The organism is Streptomyces sp. NPDC052299 (assembly GCF_040679335.1).
Lineage (GTDB): Bacteria > Actinomycetota > Actinomycetes > Streptomycetales > Streptomycetaceae > Streptomyces.
Genome location: NZ_JBFAUP010000006.1, coordinates 106,458 through 132,408, shown reverse-complemented (window position 1 = coordinate 132,408; position 25,951 = coordinate 106,458). Strand labels below are relative to the sequence as shown.

Here is a 25,951-nt window from a genome sequence, read left to right as displayed (position 1 = left end):
GCGGGTCCCGCCGCCACAATGGAGCCATGTCCGCCCCGTCTCCCGCATCCCGGCTGCGCCCCCGGCTGCCCTCGCCCGTACAGCGGACCGAGGACGAGCGCTTCGCCCGGCACGGGGTGACGCTGCTGCTCAAGCGTGACGACCTGATCCACCCGGATCTGCCGGGCAACAAATGGCGGAAACTCGCGCCCAATCTGGCGGCAGCCGCCGGCCGCCCCGTGCTCACCTTCGGCGGCGCCTACTCCAACCATCTGCGGGCCACCGCCGCCGCCGGACGGCTCCTCGGATTCCGCACCATCGGGGTCGTACGCGGTGACGAGCTGGCCCACCGGCCGCTCAACCCCTCGCTCGCCCGGTGCGCGGCCGACGGGATGCGGCTGCACTTCGTGGACCGAGCGACCTACCGCGCCAAGGCCGACCCGGCGGTCCTGGCCGGGCTGCTGGCGACGTACGGGGACTGCGAGGTCGTCCCGGAGGGCGGCAGCAATGCCCTCGCGGCCCGGGGCTGCGCCGAACTGGGGCGCGAACTGCGGGGCGTGGCCGACGTGGCCGCGGTGGCCTGCGGCACCGGCGGCACCCTGGCCGGGCTCGCCGCCGGACTCGCGCCCGGGCAGCGCGCGCTCGGCGTCCCGGTCCTGCGCGGCGGCTTCCTGGGCGAGGCGGTGCGGGAGCTCCAGCGGGAGGCGTTCGGCGGGCCGGCGGGCGACTGGTGGCTGGACGAGCGGTTCCACTTCGGCGGCTACGCCCGTACGACCCCGGCCCTGCACGCGTTCGCAAAGGATTTCGAGGACCGTCACGGGCTGCCCGTGGAGCGGCTGTATGTGGCCAAAATGCTGCACGCGCTCACCGTGCTGGCGGAGGAGGGCGCCTTCCCCGCCGGAACCACGGTCGCGGCCGTGATCACCGGCCGTCCGGACGCACCCGAGGAGCCCGCCGGGCCCGGGGACGCTCAGCCCTCCTCCCGGTAGGCCGCCGCCTCCTCCAGGTCCAGGCGGCGCAGCAGGGTGCGCATCATCTCGTCGTCGATCCTGCGCTCGTCCCGCAGCCGTACGAAGACCGCCCGCTCGGTCTCGATCATCTCGCCGGCCAGCCGCCGGTAGGTCTCGTCCGCCGACTCCCCGGTGACCGGGTTGGCCGCGCCCAGGCGTTCCCAGACCGCGTTGCGGCGGCGTTCCAGCACGGTCCGCAGGCGGTCCGCGAGCGGCTGGGGCAGCCGGTTGCGCTCGTCGGTGAGCAGCTCGTCCAGGCGGGCCTCGGCGGCCGTGGACGCCTCGTTCTGGGCCTGCGCCTCGGCCAGCGTGTCCGCCTGCCGGTCCCGGCCCGGAAGCTTCAGCACGCGCACCAGGAGCGGCAGCGTGAGCCCCTGCACCACCAGCGTGCCGATGACGGTGGTGAACGTCAGGAACAGCACCAGGTTGCGGGCCGGGAAGGCGTCGCCGTCGGCGGTGACGAGCGGTACGGAGAAGGCGATGGCGAGCGAGACGACCCCGCGCATCCCGGCCCAGCCCACGATGAGCGGCGAGGTCCAGTCGGTACCGGTCTCCCGCTCCCTGATCCGCCGCGACAGCCGGCGGGGCAGGTAGGTCGCCGGGTAGACCCAGACGAACCGGACCACCACCACGGCCAGGAAGACCAGCACCGCGTACCCGAAGGCGTCCGCCACGGAGTAGGTGCCGAGCCCCTTGAGCACGAACGGCAGCTGGAGGCCGATCAGCGCGAACACGGCCGACTCGAGGACGAAGGCGACCATCTTCCAGACGGCGGCCTCCTGGAGCCGGGTGGCGAAGTCGACCTGCCAGGACCGGTGGCCCAGGTACAGCGCGACGACGACCACGGCGAGCACCCCCGAGGCGTGCACGCGCTCGGCCGCCGCGTACGCCACGAACGGGATGAGGAGCGACAGGGTGTTCTGGAGCAGGGGCTCCTTGAGGTGCGTGCGCAGCCAGTGCAGCGGGACCATGAGCAGCAGGCCGACTCCGACGCCCCCGACCGAGGCCAGCAGGAATTCCCGCGCCCCCGCGCCCCAGCTGATGCCCTCCCCCACGGCGGCGGCGAGCGCCACCTTGAACGCGGTGATCGCGGTGGCGTCGTTCACCAGGGACTCGCCCTGGAGGATCGTCGTGACACGCGCGGGCAGCCCCACCCGGCGGGCGATGGCCGCGGCGGTGACGGCGTCCGGCGGGGCAATCACGGCGCCGAGCACCAGCGCGGCGGTCAGCGGCAGATCGGGCACCAGCAGATAGGCCAGCCACCCCACCGCGACCGTCGCGAACAGGACGTACCCCACGGAGAGCAGGGCCACCGGCCGCAGGTTGGCCCGCAGATCGAGGTAGGAGCTGTCCACGGCGGCCGTGTAGAGCAGGGGCGGCAGCAGCAGCGGGAGCACGATGTGCGCGTCCAGGGTGTACGACGGCACCCCCGGCACGTACGAGGCGATCAGGCCGACGGCGACCAGGAGAAGCGGGGCCGGCACCGGGGTGCGGCGTGCGAGGCCGGCCGTCGCGGCACTGCCCGCGACCAGCGCCACCAGGGGCAATGCGTCCATCTCATGATCCTCGCATCCGTCGTAATCTGGCCATCATGAGTGGTTGCCCGCATGTACCGGACCTGCCGCGCCCCGAGCCCGTGCCCCTCGGTGACACCTGTCCCGAGTGCCTGGCGGCGGGCACCCACCCCGTGCAGCTGCGGCTGTGCCTGAGCTGCGGTCACGTCGGCTGCTGCGACTCCTCGCCCGGCAGGCACGCGACGGGGCACTTCGAGCGGACCGGCCATCCGGTCATGCGGAGCTTCGAACCGGGCGAGAAGTGGCGTTGGTGCTTTGTCGACGGTTCGATCGTCTGACGCCCGGGTACGTCAAACCGGCGCGCGTTGTTCGTAATTGAGCGACGCAGACCCCTAGGCACTGTGCGTACTCATGGACCTACCATGAGTGACAGCCCCGGGGTGGGGTTCCGGCGACACGGCATCATGGATCGCGATAGCGTCGCCGGACCGAGAACCGAAGACGTACCGCATGGCTCCGGGCGTTCTCCCGGAACCTCGAATGAGTTTGTGCCACCTTGGAGGTGAGGGTGTCCCAGATCGCAGGCGAGCCCGGGAATCAGGACTTCGTAGAGGTCCGGCTGCCCGCTGCGGGTGCCTACCTGTCGGTGCTGCGCACGGCCACGGCCGGTCTCGCAGCACGTTTGGACTTCACTCTCGACGAGATCGAGGACCTTCGCATCGCGGTGGACGAGGCGTGCGCGATCCTGCTCCAGCAGGCCGTGCCCGGCTCCGTCCTCAGCTGCGTGTTCCGACTCATCGACGATTCACTCGAGGTGACGGTCGCGGCCCCGACCACGGACGGCCGCGCCCCGGAACGCGACACCTTCGCCTGGACGGTGCTCTCCGCGCTGGCCGGAAAGGTCGACTCCTCGGTCGCCGACGACCGTACGGTCAGCATCAGCCTGTACAAGCAGCGCGGCGCGGGACCCGGGCCGGCGTGAGCAACGGGAACGGGGACGGTCCTGTGCGGGACGAGACGATCCGACCAGGGGTGGTGCGTGCGGCAGGCATCCCGGATCAGCAGGCCCTGCCTCATCCGGTGGACGGGGCAGAGCTGCCCCGTGCGGTGGACGGGGCGGACGGGCCCGCCGGCATTACGGTCGCGGTGGAGCAGTCGCAGGCGGAGCGGGCAGGCCAGATGAGCGAGCACGGGCACCACGATCCAAACGACCGCAGCGAGGCGCGGGCGTTGTTCATCGAGCTGGGCAAGCTCGCCGACGGTTCGCCGGAGCGGGCGGAGCTGCGCAACCGGCTGGTGCGGATGCACCTGCCGCTGGTGGAGCACCTGGCCCGTCGCTTCCGCAACCGCGGGGAGCCGCTGGACGACCTGACCCAGGTCGCCACGATCGGGCTGATCAAGTCCGTGGACCGGTTCGACCCGGAGCGGGGCGTCGAGTTCTCGACGTACGCGACGCCGACGGTCGTCGGGGAGATCAAGCGCCACTTCCGCGACAAGGGCTGGGCGGTGCGGGTGCCGCGCCGCCTCCAGGAGCTGCGGCTGTCGCTGACCTCGGCGACGGCGGAGCTCTCCCAGCTGCACGGCCGCTCGCCGACGGTGCACGAGCTGGCGGAGCGGCTGGGGATCTCCGAGGAGGAGGTCCTGGAGGGCCTGGAGTCGGCCAACGCGTACAGCACGCTGTCGCTGGACGTTCCGGACACGGACGACGAGTCGCCGGCCGTGGCGGACACGCTGGGCTCCGAGGACGAGGCGCTGGAGGGCGTCGAGTACCGGGAGTCGCTGAAGCCGCTCCTGGAGGACCTGCCACCGCGCGAGAAGCGCATCCTGCTGCTGCGGTTCTTCGGCAACATGACCCAGTCGCAGATCGCGCAGGAGGTCGGCATCTCGCAGATGCACGTCTCGCGGCTGCTGGCCCGCACGCTGGCGCAGCTGCGCGAGCGGCTGCTCGTGGAGGAGTAGCGGGCGCCGTTACGCGGAGGAGGCCGCCGGGTCGTCCCGGCGGCCTCCTCGTGCGTCCGGGAGCCCTCAGGCGTCCTCGGGGCCCGGGTCGGGCGCCGTGCCCGGCCTGCGGATGCCGAGGGCCTCGATGGTGGCGGGCCTGACCAGCTGGTAGAGCGCGGTCAGCGCGACCGCCGCGAGCACGATGCCGGCCGGGATCAACGCGCCGTGGGAGCGCAGCAGCGTCCAGGCCACCGGCAGCGCGATGATCTGCGTGATGAGCGCGGGGCCCCGGCTCCAGCTGCGGCGCAGGAGCAGGCCACGGGCGGCGAGGAGCGGGATCAGGCCGAGCGCGATGACGGTCAGCCCACCCATCTCGGCCTGCTCGGGGCTGTCGGGCCGGCCCAGCAGGCCCATCACCAGCATGTAGATCCCGCCGATGACGAGGGCGGCGCCTTCGAGGCCGCTGATCGCGGCCACGAGCGTGATCCTGGCCGGTTTCGCCGGCTCGGCCAGGGGCGAGGGCGCGTTCTGCTGAGTACTCACCCTTGCAGGTTGGCATCCCGGCCCCGGCGAAGGAAAGCCGGGGTGGCGCGCAGCACCGCCGCACCCCCGAGCCGTCACCGAGCGTGAGGTCCTGCGGGCAGGACTTCAGGGGGGTACCCCGTGGTAGGTAGGCTGGCAGACATGCGCGCACTTCTTGTGGTCAATCCGGCAGCCACCACCACCAGTGCGCGGACCCGTGACGTGCTGATCCACGCGCTGGCGAGCGAGATGAAGCTGGAGGCCGTCTCCACGGAGTACCGCGGGCACGCCCGCGACCTGGGGCGGCGGGCCGCCGACAGCGACGACATCGACCTCGTGGTGGCGCTCGGCGGCGACGGCACGGTCAACGAGGTCGTCAACGGCCTGCTGCACCGGGGCCCCGACCTGGACAACCTGCCGAAGCTGGCCGTGGTGCCCGGCGGCTCCACCAATGTCTTCGCGCGGGCCCTCGGGCTCCCCAACGACGCGGTGGAGGCGACCGGCGCCATTCTGGACGCGCTGGCCGACCGGACCGAACGCACGGTCGGCCTCGGCCTCGCGGCGGGGACTCCGGGCACGGAGGACGAATCGGTGCCGGAGCGGTGGTTCACCTTCTGCGCCGGCCTCGGATTCGACGCGGGAGTCGTGGGCCGGGTCGAACAGCAGCGGGAGCGCGGCAAGCGTTCGACCCATGCCCTGTACGTGCGCCAGGTGCTCCGGCAATTCCTGGAGGAGCCGCACCGGAGACAGGGCGTGATAACGCTCGACGTGCCCGGTGAGGAGCCGGTCACCGATCTCGCGCTTTCCATAATCTGCAACACCTCCCCCTGGACGTACCTGGGGAACCGGCCGGTGTACGCGGCCCCGAAGGCGTCCTTCGACACCGCCCTGGACGTGCTGGGCCTGCGGAAACTGTCCACGGCGGCGGTCGGCCGCTATGCCACCCAGCTCCTCACGTCGAGCCCGGAGAAGGGCCCGCGGGGGAAGCACGCGGTTTCACGGCACGACCTCACGGACTTCACCTTGCATTCAAAGGTCCCGCTGCCCTTCCAGATGGACGGTGACCACCTCGGAGTGCGTACGAGTGTGACGTTCACAGGCGTACGCCGTGCACTGCGTGTGATTGTGTGAGTGGAAGGGACCAAAGTCCTTTAACTCGAACGTTTGGACTGGCTTCCACCCTCTAGAAGTACGGCTGTGACCTAGCCGACACCGAGGAATCAAAAAAAACTTTCCTGAAGGGGTTGTATCCGCCGCCGAGGTTTGCGAATCTCTACATGGCGATCGGGACGGCCCGCAACAACGGCCTCCACTGAGAGCCAGAACCCCTCCTCACTTCACAGGACCACAACCAGTTCATCTGGGCGTAGGGCCTACACCTGCGGGGGGATTCGTGAAAGCGTTCACATTCACAAGCCACAGTACGTAACACCAAGGAGAGGTAGCAGCCATGGACTGGCGTCACAACGCCGTTTGTCGTGAGGAAGACCCGGAGCTGTTCTTCCCCATCGGCAACACCGGTCCTGCGCTGCTGCAGATCGAGGAAGCCAAGGCCGTCTGCCGTCGCTGCCCCGTCATGGAGCAGTGCCTGCAGTGGGCGCTCGAGTCCGGCCAGGACTCCGGCGTCTGGGGTGGCCTCAGCGAGGACGAGCGCCGCGCGATGAAGCGCCGCGCCGCTCGCAACCGGGCGCGCAACGCCAGCGCCTGACCGACGCCACCGCTACGAACCTCAGCGCAGGCGGCGCGTACAGCGCGTACGCACCACCCCGCCCCCCGAGTCGCAGCGCGCAGTACCCCCGAAGCGCATGCTTGACCAGAGAGCCCGGACCGTTCACCAACGGTCCGGGCTCTCTGCCGTGTGCGGGTGATCCGCGCTACTTCTCGTTGCGGACCGGGATGTCGAGGACGACCTGCGTCCCGCGCTCCGGCGCCGGCACCATGCCGAACGTGCCGCCGAGCTCGCCCTCCACCAGGGTGCGGACGATCTGGAGGCCGAGGTTGCCGGCCTTCTGCGGGTCGAACCCCTCGGGCAGACCGCAGCCGTCGTCCTGGACGGTGATGAGCAGCCGCCCCTCGGTGGGTGAGCCGCCACGGACCGCCGAGACCTCGACGGTGCCGGACTCCGCGACGGAGAAGGCGTGTTCCAGGGCGTTCTGCAGGACCTCGGTGAGGACCATCGAGAGCGGTGTCGCGACCTCGGCGTCGAGAATCCCGAAGCGCCCCGTGCGGCGGCAGGTCACCTTGCCCGGCGAGATCTCCGCGACCATGGCGATCACCCGGTCGGCGATGTCGTCGAACTCCACCCGCTCGTCCAGGTTCTGGGACAGCGTCTCGTGCACGATGGCGATCGAACCCACGCGCCGCACCGCCTCGTTGAGCGCCTCGCGGCCCTGCGGGGAGTCCATCCGGCGGGCCTGGAGGCGCAACAGGGCGGCGACCGTCTGGAGGTTGTTCTTCACCCGGTGGTGGATCTCCCGGATGGTGGCGTCCTTGGTGATCAACTCGCGTTCACGGCGGCGCAGTTCCGTCACGTCGCGCAGGAGGACCAGGGAGCCGATGCGGACGCCCTTGGGCTTGAGCGGGATCGCGCGCAGCTGGATCACCCCGCCCGCGCACTCCACCTCGAACTCGCGGGGCGCGTAACCGCTGGCCATCTTGACCAGGGCCTCGTCCACCGGGCCCCGGGACGGGGCGAGTTCGGCGGTGATCTGGCCGAGGTGCTGGCCGACCAGGTCCGAGGCGAGACCGAGGCGGTGGTAGGCGGAGAGGCCGTTGGGGCTGGCGTACTGCACGACCCCGTCGGCGTCCAGCCGGACCAGGCCGTCGCCGACGCGCGGGGACGCGTCCATGTCGACCTGCTGGCCCGGGAAGGGGAAGGCCCCGGCGGCGATCATCTGGGCCAGGTCCGACGCGGACTGGAGGTAGGTCAGCTCCAGCCGGGACGGCGTGCGGACGGTGAGGAGGTTGGTGTTGCGCGCGATCACGCCGAGCACCCGGCCCTCCCGGCGCACGGGGATCGACTCGACCCGTACGGGCACCTCCTCGCGCCACTCCGGGTCGCCCTCGCGCACGATCCGGCCCTCGTCCAGCGCGGCGTCCAGGAGCGGGCGGCGGCCGCGCGGGACCAGGTGGCCGACCATGTCGTCCTGGTAGGAGGTGGGGCCGGTGTTGGGCCGCATCTGCGCGACGGAGACGTACCGCGTGCCGTCGCGGGTGGGGACCCACAGGACGAGGTCGGCGAAGGAGAGGTCGGAGAGCAACTGCCACTCCGAGACCAGCAGGTGGAGCCACTCGAGGTCGGTGTCGCTCAGGGCGGTGTGCTGGCGTACGAGGTCGTTCATGGAGGGCACGGGTGCGAGCGTACCCGTGGATGCCTGCCGGTCCGAACCGGAACCGCTGCCCGTACGTGCAGTGAACCGGGGCCGACATTGGCACCGCGCACGCATGGACACGGGCCAGTGGTCTAGTCCACAATGCTTGATGAGGACCTCCGCTCTCCCCGCACAGGAGAGCGGAACGAGGTACCCGCGCTCTCTGCCCTGACTGCGCCGGTGCCTCTCCCCCGGCCGGGGGCACCGCACACCGCCGGCCGAGCCGGCCGCCCGCGAGGGCGGCCCTACTCCGGGCTGCGGTGCTGGTCGGGCTGAGGGTCCCGGCCCGGCGCCGCGGCCCGCGGGTTCTTCCGGGGACTTCCCCGCCTCAGCGGGTCTCGGTGACCTTCGCGAGGGCGCGCGGCGCGTCCGGGTCCTGGCCCCGCGCGATCGTCACCTCGTACGCCAGCATCTGGAGCGGCAGGATCTCCAGGACCGGCTGGACCTCCTCCGCCACCCCGGCCGTCGGCAGCACGAACCCCGCGGAGGCCGCCGCCACCTGGGCCTGCGGCCCGACGACGAAGAGGTCGGCGCCCCGGCCGCGCAGCCGGTCCAGGACGGGCTGAAGCGCCTCACCGCCCCGGCCGTCGGTCACCACGGCGATCACCGGCGAGATGTTGTCCACCATCGCGAGGGGGCCGTGCAGCAGGTCGGCGCCGGAGTACGAGAGGGCCGGGATGTAGCTCGTCTCCATGAGCTTGAGGGCGGCTTCCTTGGCCGTGGGGTAGCCGTATCCCCGCGAGGTGATGACCATGCGCTCGGCGAAGCGGTAGCGCGACGCCAGGGCCCGCACCTCGTCCTTGCGGGCGAGCACCTCCTCCGCGAGGTCCGGCAGGACGACCGCCGCCGCCCCGTCGCCGCCGCGCAGCCCCGCCACGAACAGGTACAGCGAGAGCAGGGACGCGGTGTACGTCTTGGTGGCCGGCAGCGCCTTCTCGGGCCCGGCCAGGATGTCGATGTGGTATTCGGAGACGGCCGCGAGCGGCGAGTCCGGATTGTTGGTCACCGCCAGGGTCACCGCACCGGCCTCCCGGGCCGCCTTGGTGGACGCCACCAGGTCGGGCGAGCCGCCGGACTGGCTGACGGTGATGACGAGCACGTCGCGGAGGTCCGGCTTCGCTCCGTACGCCGTGGTGGTCGACATCGAGGCCAGCCCGCAGGGCAGCCCCAGCGTGATCTCCAGCAGGTACTTCGCGTAGAGCGCGGCGTTGTCGGAGGTGCCGCGGGCGGTGAGCAGGACGAAGCGCGGGTTCCGCGCCGCGATCCGCCCGGCGGTCTCGCGGATGGCGGGCGCTCCCCGCTCCAGGATGCGGCGGAGCACCGCGGGCTGCTCCGCCATCTCGCCGGACATGATGCGGCCGGGCCACTCGCCCTCGCCGGCCGGGTACGTGGCTGACATGTCTGGTGCCTCCCGGGTGTCGCGCGATGCCCCGCACAAGTCGAACACGGGGTGCGCGGGGGTCGCCAGCGGGCGGCGTCCGGTGGAGCGCGTCCGAGTGCCGGTACGGACATCTCGGGGCAGGGTGAGTCTGCTAGATTGGAACCTTGATTGGTCTATACCACATATCGTCACTCTCGATCGGATCGGCAGGCCCCGCGTGGAAGTTGTCATCGTCCCGGACGCCAAGGCAGGCGGCGAACTGATCGCGGGGGCCATCGGCGCCCTGCTCGGCCGCAAGCCCGACGCCCTTCTCGGCGTTGCCACCGGCTCTACCCCGCTGCCCATCTACCAGGCGCTCGCGTCCCTGGTCCGCTCCGGTGCCGTGGACGCCTCGCGCGCCCGCGTCTGCCAGCTCGACGAGTACGTCGGGCTGCCGGCGGGCCACCCGGAGTCGTACCGCTCCGTGGTGCTGCGCGAGGTGATCGAACCGCTCGGGCTCTCCGTGGACGCGTTCATGGGCCCCGACGGCTCCGCCGAGGACGTCCAGGCGGCCTGCGAGGCGTACGACAGGGCGCTGGCCGAGGCCGGCGGCGTCGACCTCCAGTTGCTGGGCATCGGCACCGACGGGCACATCGGCTTCAACGAGCCCTGCTCCTCGCTCGCCTCCCGCACCCGGATCAAGACGCTCACCGAGCAGACCCGGGTCGACAATGCGCGCTTCTTCGACAACGACATCGACCAGGTGCCGCACCACGTCATCACCCAGGGCATCGGCACGATCCTGGAGGCCCGCCACCCGATCCTGCTCGCCACGGGCGAGGGCAAGGCGGACGCGGTCGCCGCGACGGTCGAGGGACCGGTCGCCTCGATCGTGCCGGCGTCGGCGCTCCAGCTGCACCCGCACGCGACGGTGGTCGTGGACGAGGCGGCGGCGTCGAAGCTGAAGCTGGCGGACTACTTCCGCGCGACGTACGCGGCGAAGCCGGCCTGGCAGGGGCTGTAACCCTTCGCTTCTCCGCCGTACGCGAGAGGGCCGGGACACCGTGGTGGTGTCCCGGCCCTCTCGTGTGCGCGGGGTCAGCTCCCGGCGATGATCTCCGCCGCCGCCTGGCCGCAGACGCGGGCGGCGCCGTGCGTCGCGATGTGCAGGGCTCCCCGGGGCCCGGCCTGGGGGACGCCCATCTCGACCACGATGGTGTCCGGGCGCGCCGCGAGGAGCACGTCCAAGGCCTCGGCCATCCACGCGTGGCGGTGCGCGTCGCGGACCACGGCGACGATGCGCCGCTCCCCCGCCGCCCGCAGCGCGGCCTCGGCCGGGGCCTCGGAGGCGCCGTTGTAGGTGTCGGTCTCCGTGCCCGGGACGAGCCGGGCCAGCTCGGCCGCGACGCCCCAGGGGGTCTCGTCGCCCACCGCGATGTTCGCGGCCGGGGTGAACGCGGCCACGTAGGCCGGAGCGGTGAGCGGTGCGGCCTCGCCGGTCGCCTTCACCGCGCGGCGGGCGGCGACCAGGCCGATGTCCGAGGCGATGCCGGTGCTCTGTGCGGTGCCGGGCGCGGTCCCCTCCTGTGCTGCCGCGCCCGGCTCCCGTACAGCCCCCCGTGCCTCCCGCGTCCAGGACGCGAGGGCGCGGACCCGGGCAGCGGCGTCGGCGAGCCGCTCCTCGGGAAGTTCACCGGAGCGCACCGCCGCGACCAGCGCGTCGCGCAGCCGCAGGACCGTGCTGTCGTCGTCGAGCCCGCCACCGACGCACAGCGCGTCGGCACCGGCCGCGACGGCGAGGACCGAGCCTCGTTCGATCCCGTACGTCGAGGCGATGGCCTGCATCTCCACGGCGTCGGTCACGATGAGCCCCTGGTACCCCAGCTCCTCGCGCAGCAGACCGGTGAGGATCTGGGGGCTGAGGGTGGCCGGGCGGTGCGGGTCGAGCGCGGGCAGCAGGATGTGCGCGCTCATCACCGACTTGGAGCCGGCCGCGATGGCTGCCCGGAACGGGACGAGCTCCCGGGCGTGCAGGGTCCCCAGGTCGACGTCGATGCGGGGCATCGCGTGGTGCGAGTCGACCGCGGTGTCGCCGTGCCCGGGGAAGTGCTTGGTGCAGGCGGCGACACCGGCGGCCTGGAGGCCCTCGACGTACGCGGCGGTGTGCCGGGCGACCAGGTGCGGGTCGGCGCCGAAGGAGCGGACGCCGATGACGGGGTTGCCCGGGTTGGAGTTGACGTCCGCGGACGGGGCCCAGTTGAGGTTGACCCCGCACGCGGCGAGCCTGCGGCCCAGCTCGTGGGCGACGGCCCGGGTCAGCTCGGTGTCGTCCACCGCGCCGAGCGCCAGGTTGCCGGGGAACGACGAGCCGTTCCGCACCTCGAGGCGGGTGACGTCGCCGCCCTCCTCGTCGATGGCGACGAGCACGTCGTCCCGCTCGGCCCTGAGCTGGGCGGTGAGCGCGGCGAGCTGGTCGGGGTTCTCGATGTTGCGGCCGAACAGGCCGACGGAGGAGAGCCCTTCGCCGACCCGGCGCAGCAGCCACTCGGGCGCCGTGGTTCCGGTGAAGCCGGGCTGCAGCACGGCGAGCGCGTCACGGGTGACGGTGTCCGTGGTGGAGGTGAGGGTGGTCATGGGGCGGCGTTATCCCTTCACGGCGCCGGAGGTGAGCCCCGCGGCCATCTTCTTCTGCACGAACATGAAGAAGATGACGACCGGAAGAGCGATCATGGTGGACGCCGCCATCAGGGCGCCGTAGTCCGTGCCGCGCTCGCTGGTGAACGTCATCAGCCACACGTTGAGCGTGTACTTGGAGTTGTCGTTGATCAGGATGTAGGCGAAGAGGTACTCGTTCCAGGCGTTCACCAGCGCGAAGATCGACGCGGCGGCGAGGCCGGGGGCGAGCAGCGGCAGGATCACCCGGCGGAAGGCGCCGAAGCGGGTGCAGCCGTCCACCATGGCGGACTCCTCCAGCTCCACCGGGATGTTCACCACGAAGCCGCGGATCATGATCGTCGCGAACGGCAGCGTGGAGACCAGGTAGACGACGATCAGGCTCCAGTACTCGTCGATGCCGCCCATGGCGTTGAGCTGGGCGTAGATCGGGATGAGCATCGCCGTGGGCGGCAGCATCTGGACCAGGATCATGATCAGGAGCAGGGGTTTGCGGCCGAAGAAGCGGAACCGGCCGATGGCCAGCGCCGCCAGGGTGGCGATGATCATGCCGCCGACGACGGCGGTGATCGTGACGATCAGGCTGGACTGGACGGCGGTGCCGAAGTTCGGCTGGTCGACGGCCTTGACGAAGTTGTCGAAGGTGATCGACGAGGGCCACAGGGTCTGGTCGTACGAGCGGATCTCGCGGCTGGGCCGCAGGGCGCTGATGACCAGCCAGTAGACCGGGAAGACCATGACCAGCGAGATGCCGAGGCCGAGGATGTTCAGGCCGACGCGGCTCTTCTTGCGGTCCGGGCGCAGGACCTGTGGTGTGTCGGTCGTGGTGCTCATTCGACCTCTCCCGTCTTCATGAGCTGGCGCAGGTAGTACACGGCCACCGCGGACAGCAGGATCACCGTGATCAGGGCGATCGCGGTGCCCTGGCTGAAGGAGGTGGACTCGAATGCCTTCGAGTAGGAGTAGAGGCCGAGGGTCTCGTACTCCGGCTCGGGCTTGCTGCCGCGCAGCAGCCAGATCTGGCCGAAGACGTTGAAGTCCCAGATCACCGACAGCGTGGCGACCATGCTGAAGACCGGCTTGATGACCGGCCAGGTCACGTAGCGGTACACGCCGTAGCTGGTGGCGCCGTCGAGGGACGCGGCCTCCTCCAGCTCCTGGGGGACCTGGGTGAGGGCGGCGTACAGGGTGACGACGACGAAGGGGATGGCGCCCCAGACGACCAGCAGCGTGATGATCGCGAAGCCCTGGACCGGGTCGAGGTACCAGTTGTGGCCGAGCCAGTCGTCGCCGACGACCTTCGCGATGAGGGTGTTGATGAGGCCGTAGTCGGAGTCGGCCATGAACCGGAAGATGGAGGCGGCGACCATCAGCGGCATCGCCCAGGCGGCGATGAGGCAGAAGGTCAGGACGAGCCGCACCCAGTTGGACAGCCGGCGCATCAGCAGGGAGATCAGCAGACCGATGCCCATGGTCAGCGACACGCAGACGGCCATGAAGACGACGGTGCGGAAGGTCACCCACCAGAACTCGGAGTCACCGAGGATGTTGGTGAACTGATCGAAGCCGACCCAGGGTGCGGGATCACCGGTCCACAGCTCGCGCCGGCCCATGTCCTGGAAGGACATGATGACGGTCTTGGCGAGCGGGTAGAGGTAGACGGCGGCGATCGCCACGATCGCCGGGAGGATCAGGAGGTAGGGCAGCAGCTCGCCCTTCTTCCGCTTCCTCTTCTGCTTCAGGGGAGCGTTGCCGCCTTCATCGGACAGCGGGCTCCCGTCCGCCTTGGGATCACGTGGTACGGGGACCGGTGGCCCGGCGGCCTTGGTATCGGCGGCAGTCACGTGGCTGACCTTCCATCGCGGGTCCGAGGCAGCCCCCGGAAAACACGGCGTTCTTGAGCTGGGGCGTGTTTCGAAAGTAGCGCCGTCCGCCCGGCAGGCGGGACGTTCGAAACCCGCCCGAGGGGGAGCGGGGGCCCGGCGCAATGCCGGGCCCCCGCCTGGCGATCGGAAGACTTACGCCTTCTTGTTGATCAGTGCGTCGATCTCGCTGTCGGCCTTCTTGGTGGCGTCGGCGACGGACGTGCCCTTGAGGATCTTCAGGAGCATGTTCTCCAGAATCTCCTCCTTCTCGATGGAGGCCCAGCCCGGCGCGATCGGCGTGAACCAGGCGTCCGGCACCGCGTTGGCGATGGCGGCCGTCTCGGGCTTGGCCTTCAGCGGCTCAAGCTGCTTCTCGTTGTTCGGGAGGATGTTCTTCGACGCGAGGACGTCCATGGACTTCGCGTTGGTGAAGAGGGAGATCCACTCCTGGCCGAGGTCCTGGACCTTGGACTTGGAGATGGTGGCGAGGTCGGAGCCGCCGATGAAGGACGGGAGGGCCTTGCCGTTCGGGCCGGGCATACCGGCCGTGGCGATCTTGCCGTCGAGCTTCGGGTTGCCGTTCTCGCCCGTGGTGACGCTGCCGGCCTCCCAGGCCTGGCCGTAGATGACCGCGGCCTTCTCGTTGGCCATGACGTTGGCGTGGTCCTGCTCGTCCTTCGTCTGGTCGGCCTTGTTGTACTTCTTGACCAGGTCGACGAAGTGCTGGATGCCCTTCTGCGCCTCGGGGGTGGAGAGGGTGGCCTTCCACTCCTTCGAGCCCTCGTCGTACTTGGCGATCTGGCCGCCCTCGGCCGCGACGTAGGACATGGCGGCGTACCAGTAGCGGCCCGGGTAGTACAGGGACGAGGCGCGCTTGTCCTTCTTCGCGAGCTCGGCCTGGACCTTGTCCATCGCCTTGAGGAAGTCGTCCTCGTTCTGCGGGAGGGCGTCGCTGCCGGTGCCGGCCTTCAGCATGTCCTTGTTGTAGACCGCCAGGCGCGCGGAGGCGTAGTAAGGAACGCAGTAGACCTTGCCCTCGAAGGAGCAGGTGTCCTTCAGGCCCTTGATCCAGGTGTCCGAGTTCTCGTACTTCGAGGTGTCGATCTCGCCGAGCGCACCATTGAGGATGTACTGCATGGTCTCGGTGTTGCCGAGTTCGACAACGTCCGGGAACTTGTCGCCACCGAGGGAGGTGTCGAGCTTCTTGACCTTGTCCGCCCAGCCCTGGTACTGGATCTTGACGTTGACGTTCGGGTACTTCTTCTTGAACTGGGCGTTGACGTCCTTGACCAGTTCGGGCCAGGTCGACTGGGCCTCGCCCATGAGCCAGACAGTCAGGTCTTCCTTGCGGTCCTTCGGGTCCTTCGAGGACGTCTTGTCGTCCGAACCACACGCCGCGATGGAAACCAACATGCCCGCGACGCCGATCGCCGCGATGAGCTTGCGCTTCACGCCACCCTCCTCAGGGATGCTGCAACCCCCTCCCCACCGCGCGAGAACGTCGACGAGTACCTCTGGGGCTGGGACCTGGTCTTTAATGGTTTAGACCAGTACCGGGAGCTTGGCCTAGACCTTTAGGGGTGTCAAGGGTGTATAAGAAGTGCACTCGCGTCCGTTATAGGACCGACACCTGAGGGAGGGCGACGAGCCGTGACCGGACCGTGCCACCATGTGAGCCGCGACAGACGGAGGAGCCGGTGACGGCAGCAACGCAGCAGTCGGGAAGGCGGGCCATGGGCGCCGACGGGGGCAGTTCGGAGAACGAGGCGGGCACGGGCGCCGGGACGCGCACCGCGCGCGTACCCAAGTACTACCGGCTGAAGCGACATCTCCTCGACATGACGGACACCATGCCGCCGGGCACCCCCGTGCCCCCGGAACGGACCCTGGCGGCCGAGTTCGACACCTCGCGCACCACCGTGCGCCAGGCGCTCCAGGAGCTGGTGGTCGAGGGCCGCCTGGAGCGCATCCAGGGCAAGGGCACCTTCGTCGCCAAGCCGAAGGTCTCCCAGGCCCTGCAACTCACCTCGTACACCGAGGACATGCGCGCCCAAGGGCTCGAACCGACCTCGCAGCTCCTGGACATCGGCTACGTCACCGCCGACGACACCCTCGCCGGACTGCTCGACATCAGCGCCGGCGGCCGCGTCCTGCGCATCGAGCGGCTGCGCCTGGCGAGCGGCGAGCCGATGGCCATCGAGACCACGCACCTCTCGGCCAAGCGCTTCCCCGCGCTGCGCCGTTCACTGGTCAAGTACACCTCGCTCTACACCGCGCTCTCCGAGGTGTACGACGTCCGGCTGGCCGAGGCCGAGGAGACCATCGAGACCTCGCTGGCCACCCCGCGCGAGGCCGGGCTGCTCGGCACCGACGTGGGCCTGCCGATGCTGATGCTCTCCCGGCACTCACTGGATGAACAGGGCGAACCGGTCGAGTGGGTGCGCTCGGTCTACCGCGGCGACCGCTACAAGTTCGTGGCCCGCCTGAAGCGCCCGCTGGACTGACCGTCGTACCGACTGACCCGGCGTACGCATGTGCGCCGCGAACGGCCCCCGGACCCGCCTCCGGGGGCCGTTCGGCGTTTCCGTGGCGGCCTTGGACCGGACCAACCCCCGGACGTTTGCCGCCAATCCGGTCATCCGGCCGGCCGGTGACGACCGTTGCCGGACCGCAATGCGGACGGGGGGTGACGGTGGCCGGATGCCTCGCCTAGATTTCCTGCGCATTACAGGTGATCAGCGAGGGGACGGAGTCGCCGCCATGCCCGAAGAACCAGAAGGAAAGCCACCCACGGTCACCCCGGTGCGGGTGGTCATCGCGCTGTGTCTCATCGCGCCGTTCGTGGCGATGCTCTGGGTGAGTTCGTACGCGAAGATCGACCCGACCTTCATCGGCATCCCGTTCTTCTACTGGTACCAGATGCTCTGGGTGCTGATCTCCACCGCGCTCACCATGGTCGCGTACAAGCTGTGGCAGCGTGACCAGCGCGCCCGCAAGGGGGGTGCGTCGGCATGAAGGACGGCGTGAACGGCGTCGCGCTCGGCGTCTTCATCTTCTTCTTCCTGGCCGTCACGGTCATGGGCTTCCTGGCCGCCCGCTGGCGCAAGGCCGAGAACGAGGCCACGCTCGACGAATGGGGCCTGGGCGGACGGTCGTTCGGTACCTGGGTCACCTGGTTCCTGCTCGGCGGCGACCTCTACACCGCGTACACCTTCGTCGCCGTCCCCGCGGCCATCTACGCGGCGGGCGCGTCCGGCTTCTTCGCCGTGCCCTACACCATCCTGGTGTACCCGCTGATCTTCACCTTCCTGCCGCGCCTGTGGTCGGTCTCGCACAAGCACGGGTACGTCACCACCTCGGACTTCGTCCGGGGCCGGTTCGGCTCGAAGGGTCTCTCGCTGGCCGTCGCGGTCACCGGCATCCTCGCCACGATGCCGTACATCGCGCTCCAACTCGTCGGCATCCAGGCGGTGCTGGACGTGATGGGAGTCGGCGGCGGCGAGAACACCAACTGGTTCGTCAAGGACCTGCCGCTGCTGATCGCGTTCGCGGTGCTCGCCGCTTACACCTACTCCTCGGGACTGCGGGCGCCCGCGCTGATCGCGTTCGTCAAGGACGGGCTGATCTACCTGGTCATCGCCGTCGCGATCATCTACATCCCGATCAAGCTGGGCGGCTTCGACGACATCTTCTCGGCCGCCGCGGACAAGTTCAACCCGCCCGGGAAGCCGCCGACCGGCGCGCTCGCTCCGGGCGAGGCAGGGCACTGGGGTTACGCCACGCTGGCACTCGGCTCCGCGCTGGCGCTGTTCATGTACCCGCACTCGATCACGGCGACGCTCTCCAGCCGCAGCCGTGAGGTGATCCGCCGCAACACGACGATCCTGCCGCTGTACTCGCTGATGCTGGGCCTGCTCGCGCTGCTCGGCTTCATGGCGATCGCCGCCGGCGTCAAGGTGGAAAACGGCCAGCTGGCCATCCCGCAGCTGTTCGAGAACATGTTCCCCGACTGGTTCGCCGGGGTGGCGTTCGCCGCGATCGGCATCGGCGCACTGGTGCCGGCCGCGATCATGTCCATCGCCGCGGCGAACCTGTTCACGCGCAACATCTACAAGGACTTCCTGAAGCCGGACGCGACGCCCGAGCAGGAGACCAAGGTCTCCAAGCTGGTCTCGCTGCTGGTCAAGGTCGGCGCGCTCGCCTTCGTCCTCACGATGGACAAGACCGTCGCGATCAACTTCCAGCTGCTGGGCGGGATCTGGATTCTCCAGACCATGCCGGCCCTGGTCGGCGGCCTGTTCACCCGGTGGTTCCACCGCTGGGCGCTCATCGCCGGCTGGGCGGCCGGCATGGTCTACGGAACGCTGGCCGCTTACGGGGTCGCGAACCCGAACGGCTCACAGAAGCACTTCGGCGGGTCCTCCAAGGAGATCCCGGGCCTCGGCGAGATCGGCTACATCGGCCTCACCGCGTTCGTGCTGAACGTCGTGGTCGTCGTCGTCCTCACCTTCGTCCTGAACGCGGTCAAGGCCCCGGCAGGGACCGACGAGACCTCTCCGGCCGACTACACCGCGGACGCGGGCGACCCGGGCGTGCAGGAGAAGCTGCCGCCGGCCACGGCGGGGGCGCCCGGCGGTCACTGACCGCACACCCTTACACCTCGCGACACAAGATGTGGGGGCTGCCCGACGGGGCGGCCCCCACATGTATGCTCATGCTCGCTGTCGCCGCAGGGGAATCCGGTGCGAATCCGGAACTGTCCCGCAACGGTGTTTTCGGTGCGCTTTCACGCACCCGACGAGTCCGAGGACCTGCCGACGGCGCATCCGGCTCGACCGAACCGGATGCCCAGACGTCCGGGCCTCGTGGGATGGGCCGGTGGACGCCGCACGGAGTGCCGCCCCGCCCGGGCCCCCTCCTGCCCGGCTGCCCCCGCTCCCCGCCTGGCCGGAGCCGAGCGAGGGAGAGCACCACGTGACCATCGCGCCAGCCGATCCGGTTTCAGCGGCCGGAGCAGCGGGGACCGAGAACGACGGACCGGGCACCGCGCTGCTGCGGACCCTGACCGACCTCACCGCGGACCTGCCCGACACCGACCCCGGCCGCGTCGCCGCCGCCGCCCTGCGCGGCCGCAACGCCCGGTCGGACGAGGCGGAGCTGCGCTCGCTGGCCACCGAGGCCGCGGCGGGCCTCATCTCCGAGGACCCGGCCTACTCCCGCCTCGCCGCCCGGCTGCTCACCCGGACCATCGCGGACGAGGCCGCCGGGCAGGGTGCCACCTCGTTCGCCGCCTCGGTCGCCGTGGGCCACCGCGAGGGCCTGATCGCGGACCGGACCGCCGAGTTCGTCACGCTGCACGCGGCCGCCCTGGACGCCCTGGTCGAGCGGTCCCTCGCGGACGGGGCCGACGACCGCTTCGGGTATTTCGGGCTGCGCACCCTGTACAGCCGCTACCTGCTGCGCCACCCGATCACCCGCCAGGTCATCGAGACCCCCCAGCACTTCATGCTCCGGGTCGCCGCCGGGCTCGCCGAGGACACCTCCGAGCGGGCGCTGGACGAGGTCGCGGCGCTGTACGGGCTGATGAGCCGGCTGGACTACCTGCCGTCCTCGCCGACGCTCTTCAACTCCGGGACCCGCCACCCGCAGATGTCGTCCTGCTACCTGCTGGACTCGCCGCTGGACGAGCTGGACTCGATCTACGACCGCTACCACCAGGTGGCCCGGCTGTCGAAGCACGCGGGCGGCATCGGCCTCTCGTACTCCCGCGTCCGCGCCCGGGGCTCGCTGATCCGGGGCACCAACGGGCACTCCAACGGCATCGTGCCGTTCCTCAAGACGCTGGACGCCTCGGTGGCGGCCGTGAACCAGGGCGGGCGCCGCAAGGGTGCCGCCGCGGTCTACCTGGAGACCTGGCACGCGGACATCGAGGAGTTCCTGGAGCTCCGCGACAACACGGGCGAGGACCAGCGCCGCACGCACAACCTGAACCTGGCGCACTGGATTCCGGACGAGTTCATGCGCCGCGTCGACGCGGACGGGACCTGGTCGCTGTTCTCCCCGGCGGACGTGCCCGAGCTGACCGACCTGTGGGGCGACGCCTTCGACGCCGCGTACCGGGCGGCCGAGGCGAAGGGACTGGCCCGCAAGACCATGCCGGCCCGCGAGCTGTACGGCCGGATGATGCGGACCCTGGCGCAGACCGGGCAGGGCTGGATGACGTTCAAGGACGCCTCCAACCGCACCGCGAACCAGACCGCCGAGCCGGGCCGGGTCGTGCATTCATCGAACCTGTGCACCGAGATCCTGGAGGTCACCGACGACGGCGAGACGGCCGTCTGCAACCTCGGCTCGGTCAACCTCGGCGCGTTCGTGGCCGACGGCTCGATCGACTGGGAGCGGCTGGACGCCACCGTGCGGACCGCGGTGACCTTCCTCGACCGGGTCGTGGACATCAACTTCTACCCGACCGAGCAGGCCGGCCGGTCCAACGCCCGCTGGCGGCCGGTGGGCCTGGGCGCGATGGGTCTCCAGGACGTCTTCTTCCGACTGCGGCTGCCCTTCGACTCCCTCGAGGCCCGGGCGCTCTCCACGAAGATCGCCGAGCGCGTCATGCTCGCGGCCTACGAGGCGTCCTGCGACCTCGCGGAGCGGTCCGGTCCGCTGCCCGCCTGGTCCAGGACCCGGGCCGCGCGCGGGGTGCTGCACCCGGACCACTACGACGTGGAGCTGAACTGGCCGGAGCGCTGGGAGGCGCTGCGGGCCCGGATCGCGCGGACCGGGATGCGCAACTCGCTGCTCCTGGCCATCGCCCCGACCGCGACGATCGCGTCGATCGCCGGGGTCTACGAGTGCATCGAGCCCCAGGTCTCCAACCTCTTCAAGCGGGAGACCCTGAGCGGGGAGTTCCTCCAGGTCAACGGCTATCTGGTGGACGAGCTGAAGCGACTCGGCGTGTGGGACGCGCGGACGCGTGAGGCGCTGCGCGAGTCGAACGGCTCGGTGCAGGGCTTCGGGTGGATTCCGGCGGACGTGCGGGCGCTGTACCGCACCGCGTGGGAGATCCCGCAGCGCGGCCTGATCGACATGGCGGCGGCCCGTACACCGTTCCTCGACCAGAGCCAGTCGCTCAACCTGTTCCTGGAGACGCCGACGATCGGCAAGCTCTCCTCGATGTACGCGTACGCCTGGAAGCAGGGCCTGAAGACGACGTACTACCTGCGGTCGCGTCCGGCGACCCGGATCGCCCGGGCCGCTTCCGGGTCGGCGCCGGCCGCCGCGCCCGTCCCCGTACAGCAGGCGCAGGCGCCCGACGCGGATGCCATCGCCTGCTCCCTGGAAAACCCCGAGTCCTGCGAGGCGTGCCAGTAATGACCACCACGACCACCGATCAGAACCTGCTCGACCCGGGCTTCGAGCTGACCCTGCGGCCCATGCGCTACCCGGACTTCTACGAGCGCTACCGGGACGCGATCAAGAACACCTGGCACGTGGAGGAGGTCGACCTCCACTCGGACGTGCCGGACCTCGCGAGGATGACGCCCGCCGAGCAGCACCTGATCGGGCGGCTGGTCGCGTTCTTCGCGACCGGTGACTCGATCGTCGCCAACAACCTGGTGCTGACGCTGTACAAGCACATCAACTCCCCCGAGGCCCGGCTCTATCTGTCGCGGCAGCTGTTCGAGGAGGCCGTGCACGTCCAGTTCTATCTGACGCTGCTCGACACCTATCTGCCCGACCCGGACGACCGCGCGGCGGCGTTCGCGGCGGTCAAGAACATCCCCTCGATCCGCGAGAAGGCGCAGTTCTGCTTCCGCTGGATGGACTCGGTGGAGAAGATCGACCGGCTGGAGTCGAAGGCGGACCGCCGCCGCTTCCTGCTGAACCTGATCTGCTTCGCGGCGTGCATCGAGGGGCTGTTCTTCTACGGCGCCTTCGCGTACGTGTACTGGTTCCGCTCGCGCGGGCTGCTGCACGGCCTCGCCACCGGGACCAACTGGGTCTTCCGCGACGAGACCATGCACATGAACTTCGCGTTCGAGGTCGTGGACACGGTCCGCAAGGAGGAGCCGGACCTCTTCGACGACGCCCTCCGGCAGCAGGTCACCGACATGCTGAAGGAGGCCGTCGAGGCGGAGCTGCAGTTCGGCCGCGACCTGTGCGGTGACGGGCTGCCCGGCATGAACACCGAGTCGATGCGCGCGTACCTGGAGTGCGTCGCCGACCAGCGGCTCGCCCGGCTGGGCTTCCCGGCCGTGTACGGATCGCAGAACCCGTTCTCGTTCATGGAGCTCCAGGGGGTCCAGGAGCTCACGAACTTCTTCGAGCGGCGCCCGTCGGCGTACCAGGTGGCCGTGGAGGGCACGGTCGCCTTCGACGACGACTTCTAGGCGGACAGCCCCTAGATCCTCGCCCAGCTCCTGACGTACGGACGCCGTGCGGCCCCCGCCGGCCGCGCGGCGTCCGCGCTCTGCGGTGGGCGGGTGCTCCGGTCCTGTTCCGCTTCGCGCAGCTCGCGGTCGATGCGGCGCTCGCGGGCCATGCCGACCAGTGCGGGCAGCAGGACGAGGGTAAAAAGTGCGGAAATGCCGAGGAAGTTCAGGAATGTGTTCATGCCTCTACTGTCCTCGTTCCGGCGCAGAAGCGGCAGTGGCAGGACTGTCATAGGACATCGAATTACTGCCACACTGGGTCCATGCTGAACAACGTCGCCGCCCTGCTGCTCGATGACGTCCATCCCTTCGAACTCGGTGTGCTCTGCGAGGTCTTCGGCCTCGACCGGAGCGACGAGGGCCTGCCGGTGCACGATTTCGCGGTGGTCTCCGGCGAGGGGCCACAGCTGCGGACCCACGCCGGCTTCACGATCAGCACCCCCTACGGCCTCGACCGGCTGGAGGAGGCCGACCTCGTCGCCGTGCCGGCCGGCAGCCGCTTCGGGGAGCGCGAGTTCCCCGAGGAGGTCCTGACCGCCCTGCGCCGCGCCGTGGAGCGGGGCGCCCGGGTGCTCAGCGTCTGCTCGGGGGCCTACCTGCTGGGCGCGGCCGGGCTGCTGGACGGCCGCCGCTGCACCACGCACTGGCGGCACGCCGACGACCTGGCCCGCCGCTTCCCCGAGGCCGCCGTCGAGCCGGACGTGCTGTACGTGGAGGACGGGCCGGTCACCACGTCGGCGGGGACGGCGGCGGGGATCGACGCCTGCCTGCACCTGGTCCGGCAGGCGTACGGACCGGCCGCCGCCAACACCATCGCCCGGCGGATGGTGGTGCCGCCGCATCGGGACGGCGGGCAGGCGCAGTACATCCAGCGGCCGCTGCCGCGCACCCGCTGCGACACGGTGGGCGACACGCTGGCCTGGATGGAGCGCCACCTCGACCGCGAGATGACCGTCGAACAGCTCGCGGACCGGGCGCACATGTCGCCGCGCACCTTCGCCCGCCGCTTCCAGCAGGAGACCGGGACCACTCCGTACCGCTGGCTGCTGCGCCAGCGCGTCCTGCTGGCCCAGCACCTGCTGGAGACGTCCGACGAGACCATCGACACCATCGCCGACCGCACCGGATTCGGGACGGCGGCGGCACTGCGCCACCAGTTCGTACGGGCACTGGACACTACGCCACAGGCGTACCGGCGCACGTTCCGGGGGCCGTCGGCGGTCGGCGCGGCGGCCTGAGCCCGGAACCGTCACCGGACCGTTCGTCCAACCGGTCGCGTGACATGTCCATGGACCGGGGTCACGCCCGCGCGCCAGGGTCGGGCGCATGGAGATGCGGAAGGCAAGACGAAGGACCATCGGGGCCGTGGTGGCCGCGCTCGCCGCCACCCTGCTCCCCTGGCAGACCGCCTCGGCCGAGGAGGCCGGGGCGACGGCTCCGCCGCCGGAGGTGCTGCCCTCGCTGCGCCAGTGGCAGCCGGGCAGCGGGGAGTTCGTCCTCACCGACCGGGCCAGGATCGTGCTGGACGGGGTGCGCGAACGGCGTACGGCGGACGACGCGGCCCGGTTCGCCGGTGAGCTGGCGGGCAGACAGCAGGTGTCCCGGGGCCCGGCGCGCGCCGGTGACATCGTGCTGCGCCAGGACGCCTCGCTGAAGGGCTCGCTCGGGGCGGAGGGCTACCGGCTGGAGGTCGGCGACCGGGTCACGGTCACGGCGGCCACCTCGGCGGGCGTGTTCTACGGCTCGCGCACGGTGCTCCAGCTGCTGAACGACGACGGGCGGGCCGCCCGCGGCTCGGCATCCGACGTGCCCGCGTACCGGGAGCGCGGCGTCGGGGTCTGCGCCTGCTACATCAACGTGTCGCTGCCCTGGTTCGAGCGGCTGATGAAGGACATGGCGTCCCAGAAGCTCAACCAGCTCTGGATCGAGGCGAAGGTCCGCAGCGACACCGACCCGGAGTCGGCGTTCTGGGGCTACTACAGCAAGCCGCAGATCCGCGCGCTGGCCGCGATGGCGAAGAAGTACCACATCGCACTGGTCCCGGAGATCAACTCCCCCGGCCACATGGACCCCTACCTGGAGAAACACCCGGAGCTCCAGCTCAAGGACAAGGACGGCGTGGCCTCCCCGCCCCGCCTGGACATCTCGCGGCCCGAGGCGCTGACGTACTACACCTCGCTGGTCGACGAGGCCCTGGACGTCTGGGGCGCCGACACCTGGCACATGGGCGCCGACGAGTACATGCTCGGCTCCTCCTACCCGGACTATCCGCAGCTCCAGGCGGCGGCCGTCGCGAAGTTCGGCGCGTCGGCCACCCCGGACGACCTGTTCGTGGACTTCGTCAACCAGGTCAACGCCCACGTGAAGGCGCGGGGCCGCTCGCTGCGCATCTGGAACGACGGGCTGCTGGGCCGCAACACGCTCGTCCCGCTGGACCGTGACATCACCGTCGAGCACTGGCTCGGCGGCGGCGCCATCCAGAAGGCGTCCGCCCTGCTCGCCGAGGGCCGCCCGGTGATGAACTCCGCCTACGCGCTGTACCTGGTGCGCGGCGGCTTCACCAGCAACACCCGGCAGCTGTACGAGAGCGACTGGACGCCCCTGCGCTTCGAGGGCGAGACGCTGCCCGCCGCGGCGGCGAACCTGACCGGCGCGAAGATCAGCCTGTGGCCGGACAGCGCGGCGGCCGAGACCGAGAACGAGGTCGAGGCGAAGGTGTTCATGCCGCTGCGCTTCCTCGCCCAGGCCACCTGGGGCGGCCCCAGGCCCAGCCCGACGTACGCCGGTTTCGAGGCCATGGCCCGCCGCATCGGGCACGCCCCGGGCTGGGCGAACACCGACCGCGCCCCGCTGCCCGACGGCACCTACCGGCTGACCTCCGGCGCGAAGGCGCTGGCCCCGGCCGCGGACTCCGGGGTCGCCCTGGTCAAGGGCTCCGAGGCGGCCTGGACGCTCGCCGCGACCGCCGACGGCTACTACACGGTCCGCTCGACGGACGGGCTCTGCCTGGACGCGGTGCGCGGCAGGAAGTACCTGGGCGCCCCGCTGGAGGTGGGCGCCGAACTGTCGCTCGGGGCCTGCTCGGCGGGGGCGCGCACCCAGCGCTGGCAGCTGGACGCCGGCCACGGGGCGTTCGTCCTGCGCAACGCGATCTCCCAGCTGCGCCTGGCCGAGCGCTCACCCGACGGAGCGGCGGTGCAGACGACGGGCGGCACGCCGCTGCGGGCCTGGGCGTAACCGCACGGGTGGGGCCCGCCGACGACCGGCGGGCCCCACCGAGCGGG

General features: G+C 70.6%; 23 protein-coding genes and 1 riboswitch. Of the genes, 14 read left to right on the top strand and 9 right to left on the bottom strand.

The genetic code is table 11. The annotated features are described in order from the left end of the window. The first annotated feature begins 26 nt into the window (after positions 1-26). Positions 27-968: a pyridoxal-phosphate dependent enzyme gene (locus tag AB0L33_RS12425; RefSeq protein ID WP_365680357.1), complete on the top strand. Its 942-nt coding sequence runs from the start codon at positions 27-29 to the stop codon at positions 966-968. Here AB0L33_RS12425 and AB0L33_RS12420 read toward each other — a convergent pair. Then, complete coding sequence (locus tag AB0L33_RS12420) at positions 950-2,545, bottom strand: Na+/H+ antiporter (protein WP_365680354.1); 1,596 nt, start codon at positions 2,543-2,545, stop codon at positions 950-952. The genes AB0L33_RS12425 and AB0L33_RS12420 overlap by 19 nt on opposite strands. A gap of 35 nt (positions 2,546-2,580) precedes the next feature. On the opposite strand from AB0L33_RS12420, the gene AB0L33_RS12415 reads away from it, so the two are divergent. The 3 genes from AB0L33_RS12415 to AB0L33_RS12405 all read left to right on the top strand — a co-directional run bounded on the left by AB0L33_RS12415 (position 2,581) and on the right by AB0L33_RS12405 (position 4,462). Then, entirely contained in the window at positions 2,581-2,841 is a 261-nt protein-coding gene (locus tag AB0L33_RS12415) for a UBP-type zinc finger domain-containing protein (protein ID WP_365680352.1), read from the top strand. Positions 2,842-3,071: 230 nt separating this feature from the next. Beyond that, positions 3,072-3,485, top strand: a complete 414-nt coding sequence (locus AB0L33_RS12410; RefSeq protein ID WP_018105584.1) for an anti-sigma regulatory factor — start codon at positions 3,072-3,074, stop codon at positions 3,483-3,485. Positions 3,486-3,508: 23 nt separating this feature from the next. Further along, positions 3,509-4,462, top strand: a complete 954-nt coding sequence (locus tag AB0L33_RS12405) for an RNA polymerase sigma factor SigF (RefSeq protein ID WP_365680815.1) — start codon at positions 3,509-3,511, stop codon at positions 4,460-4,462. 66 nt (positions 4,463-4,528) lie between these two features. Here AB0L33_RS12405 and AB0L33_RS12400 read toward each other — a convergent pair whose 3' ends face one another. Next, on the bottom strand, positions 4,529-4,921 hold the full coding sequence (locus tag AB0L33_RS12400) for a hypothetical protein (protein WP_365680813.1): 393 nt from the start codon (positions 4,919-4,921) through the stop codon (positions 4,529-4,531). Between the two features lie 207 nt (positions 4,922-5,128). Here AB0L33_RS12400 and AB0L33_RS12395 point away from each other — a divergent pair, with 207 nt between their 5' ends. Further along, entirely contained in the window at positions 5,129-6,097 is a 969-nt protein-coding gene (locus AB0L33_RS12395; RefSeq protein ID WP_365680350.1) for a diacylglycerol kinase family protein, read from the top strand. A 319-nt stretch (positions 6,098-6,416) separates the two neighbouring features. Beyond that, on the top strand, positions 6,417-6,674 hold the full coding sequence (locus tag AB0L33_RS12390) for a WhiB family transcriptional regulator (protein WP_003953983.1): 258 nt from the start codon (positions 6,417-6,419) through the stop codon (positions 6,672-6,674). Positions 6,675-6,840: 166 nt separating this feature from the next. Here AB0L33_RS12390 and AB0L33_RS12385 read toward each other — a convergent pair whose 3' ends face one another. Both AB0L33_RS12385 and AB0L33_RS12380 read right to left on the bottom strand, forming a co-directional pair. Beyond that, positions 6,841-8,307, bottom strand: a complete 1,467-nt coding sequence (locus AB0L33_RS12385; protein ID WP_365680811.1) for a histidine kinase N-terminal domain-containing protein — start codon at positions 8,305-8,307, stop codon at positions 6,841-6,843. A 358-nt stretch (positions 8,308-8,665) separates the two neighbouring features. Beyond that, positions 8,666-9,736 (bottom strand): SIS domain-containing protein, encoded by a 1,071-nt coding sequence (locus AB0L33_RS12380; RefSeq protein ID WP_365680348.1) that lies wholly within the window; start codon positions 9,734-9,736, stop codon positions 8,666-8,668. 199 nt (positions 9,737-9,935) lie between these two features. Here AB0L33_RS12380 and nagB point away from each other — a divergent pair, with 199 nt between their 5' ends. Next, positions 9,936-10,721 carry a glucosamine-6-phosphate deaminase gene (nagB, locus tag AB0L33_RS12375; protein ID WP_365680346.1) on the top strand — a complete coding sequence of 262 codons (786 nt, stop codon included), beginning with the start codon at positions 9,936-9,938 and terminating at the stop codon, positions 10,719-10,721. A gap of 74 nt (positions 10,722-10,795) precedes the next feature. Here the strand turns inward: nagB and AB0L33_RS12370 are convergent, their stop codons facing one another. From AB0L33_RS12370 to AB0L33_RS12355, 4 genes are all read right to left on the bottom strand, one after another. Further along, entirely contained in the window at positions 10,796-12,331 is a 1,536-nt protein-coding gene (locus tag AB0L33_RS12370) for a glycoside hydrolase family 3 protein (protein ID WP_365680344.1), read from the bottom strand. 9 nt (positions 12,332-12,340) lie between these two features. Next, complete coding sequence (locus AB0L33_RS12365) at positions 12,341-13,204, bottom strand: carbohydrate ABC transporter permease (protein ID WP_365680342.1); 864 nt, start codon at positions 13,202-13,204, stop codon at positions 12,341-12,343. Continuing rightward, positions 13,201-14,214, bottom strand: coding sequence for an ABC transporter permease subunit (locus AB0L33_RS12360; RefSeq protein ID WP_365680340.1), 1,014 nt, complete (start codon positions 14,212-14,214; stop codon positions 13,201-13,203). The genes AB0L33_RS12365 and AB0L33_RS12360 overlap by 4 nt, the downstream gene beginning before the upstream one ends. 174 nt (positions 14,215-14,388) lie before the next feature. Beyond that, positions 14,389-15,687: a sugar ABC transporter substrate-binding protein gene (locus AB0L33_RS12355; protein ID WP_365680337.1), complete on the bottom strand. Its 1,299-nt coding sequence runs from the start codon at positions 15,685-15,687 to the stop codon at positions 14,389-14,391. Between the two features lie 281 nt (positions 15,688-15,968). Here AB0L33_RS12355 and AB0L33_RS12350 point away from each other — a divergent pair, with 281 nt between their 5' ends. The 5 genes from AB0L33_RS12350 to AB0L33_RS12330 all read left to right on the top strand — a co-directional run bounded on the left by AB0L33_RS12350 (position 15,969) and on the right by AB0L33_RS12330 (position 22,625). Further along, a complete protein-coding gene (locus tag AB0L33_RS12350) occupies positions 15,969-16,739 on the top strand; it encodes a GntR family transcriptional regulator (protein ID WP_365680809.1) in 771 nt (256 codons plus the stop codon). A 256-nt stretch (positions 16,740-16,995) separates the two neighbouring features. Then, the gene (locus AB0L33_RS12345) at positions 16,996-17,250 is read left to right on the top strand and encodes a DUF3311 domain-containing protein (protein WP_330453618.1); all 255 of its coding nucleotides are present in this window, start codon (positions 16,996-16,998) and stop codon (positions 17,248-17,250) included. Next, on the top strand, positions 17,247-18,878 hold the full coding sequence (mctP, locus tag AB0L33_RS12340; protein WP_365680333.1) for a monocarboxylate uptake permease MctP: 1,632 nt from the start codon (positions 17,247-17,249) through the stop codon (positions 18,876-18,878). The genes AB0L33_RS12345 and mctP overlap by 4 nt, the downstream gene beginning before the upstream one ends. A gap of 58 nt (positions 18,879-18,936) precedes the next feature. Beyond that, positions 18,937-19,069: riboswitch (cobalamin riboswitch) on the top strand. A 140-nt stretch (positions 19,070-19,209) separates the two neighbouring features. Next, positions 19,210-21,606: a ribonucleoside-diphosphate reductase subunit alpha gene (locus AB0L33_RS12335; protein WP_365680330.1), complete on the top strand. Its 2,397-nt coding sequence runs from the start codon at positions 19,210-19,212 to the stop codon at positions 21,604-21,606. Beyond that, positions 21,606-22,625 carry a ribonucleotide-diphosphate reductase subunit beta gene (locus AB0L33_RS12330; RefSeq protein ID WP_365680328.1) on the top strand — a complete coding sequence of 340 codons (1,020 nt, stop codon included), beginning with the start codon at positions 21,606-21,608 and terminating at the stop codon, positions 22,623-22,625. The genes AB0L33_RS12335 and AB0L33_RS12330 overlap by 1 nt, the downstream gene beginning before the upstream one ends. Positions 22,626-22,636: 11 nt before the next feature. Here AB0L33_RS12330 and AB0L33_RS12325 read toward each other — a convergent pair whose 3' ends face one another. Continuing rightward, positions 22,637-22,849, bottom strand: a complete 213-nt coding sequence (locus AB0L33_RS12325) for a hypothetical protein (protein WP_365680326.1) — start codon at positions 22,847-22,849, stop codon at positions 22,637-22,639. Positions 22,850-22,930: 81 nt separating this feature from the next. Between AB0L33_RS12325 and AB0L33_RS12320 the strand changes: the two genes are divergently transcribed. Then, positions 22,931-23,905 (top strand): helix-turn-helix domain-containing protein, encoded by a 975-nt coding sequence (locus AB0L33_RS12320; protein ID WP_365680324.1) that lies wholly within the window; start codon positions 22,931-22,933, stop codon positions 23,903-23,905. Positions 23,906-23,993: 88 nt separating this feature from the next. Then, a complete protein-coding gene (locus tag AB0L33_RS12315) occupies positions 23,994-25,904 on the top strand; it encodes a family 20 glycosylhydrolase (RefSeq protein ID WP_365680322.1) in 1,911 nt (636 codons plus the stop codon). Positions 25,905-25,951 lie beyond the last annotated feature (47 nt).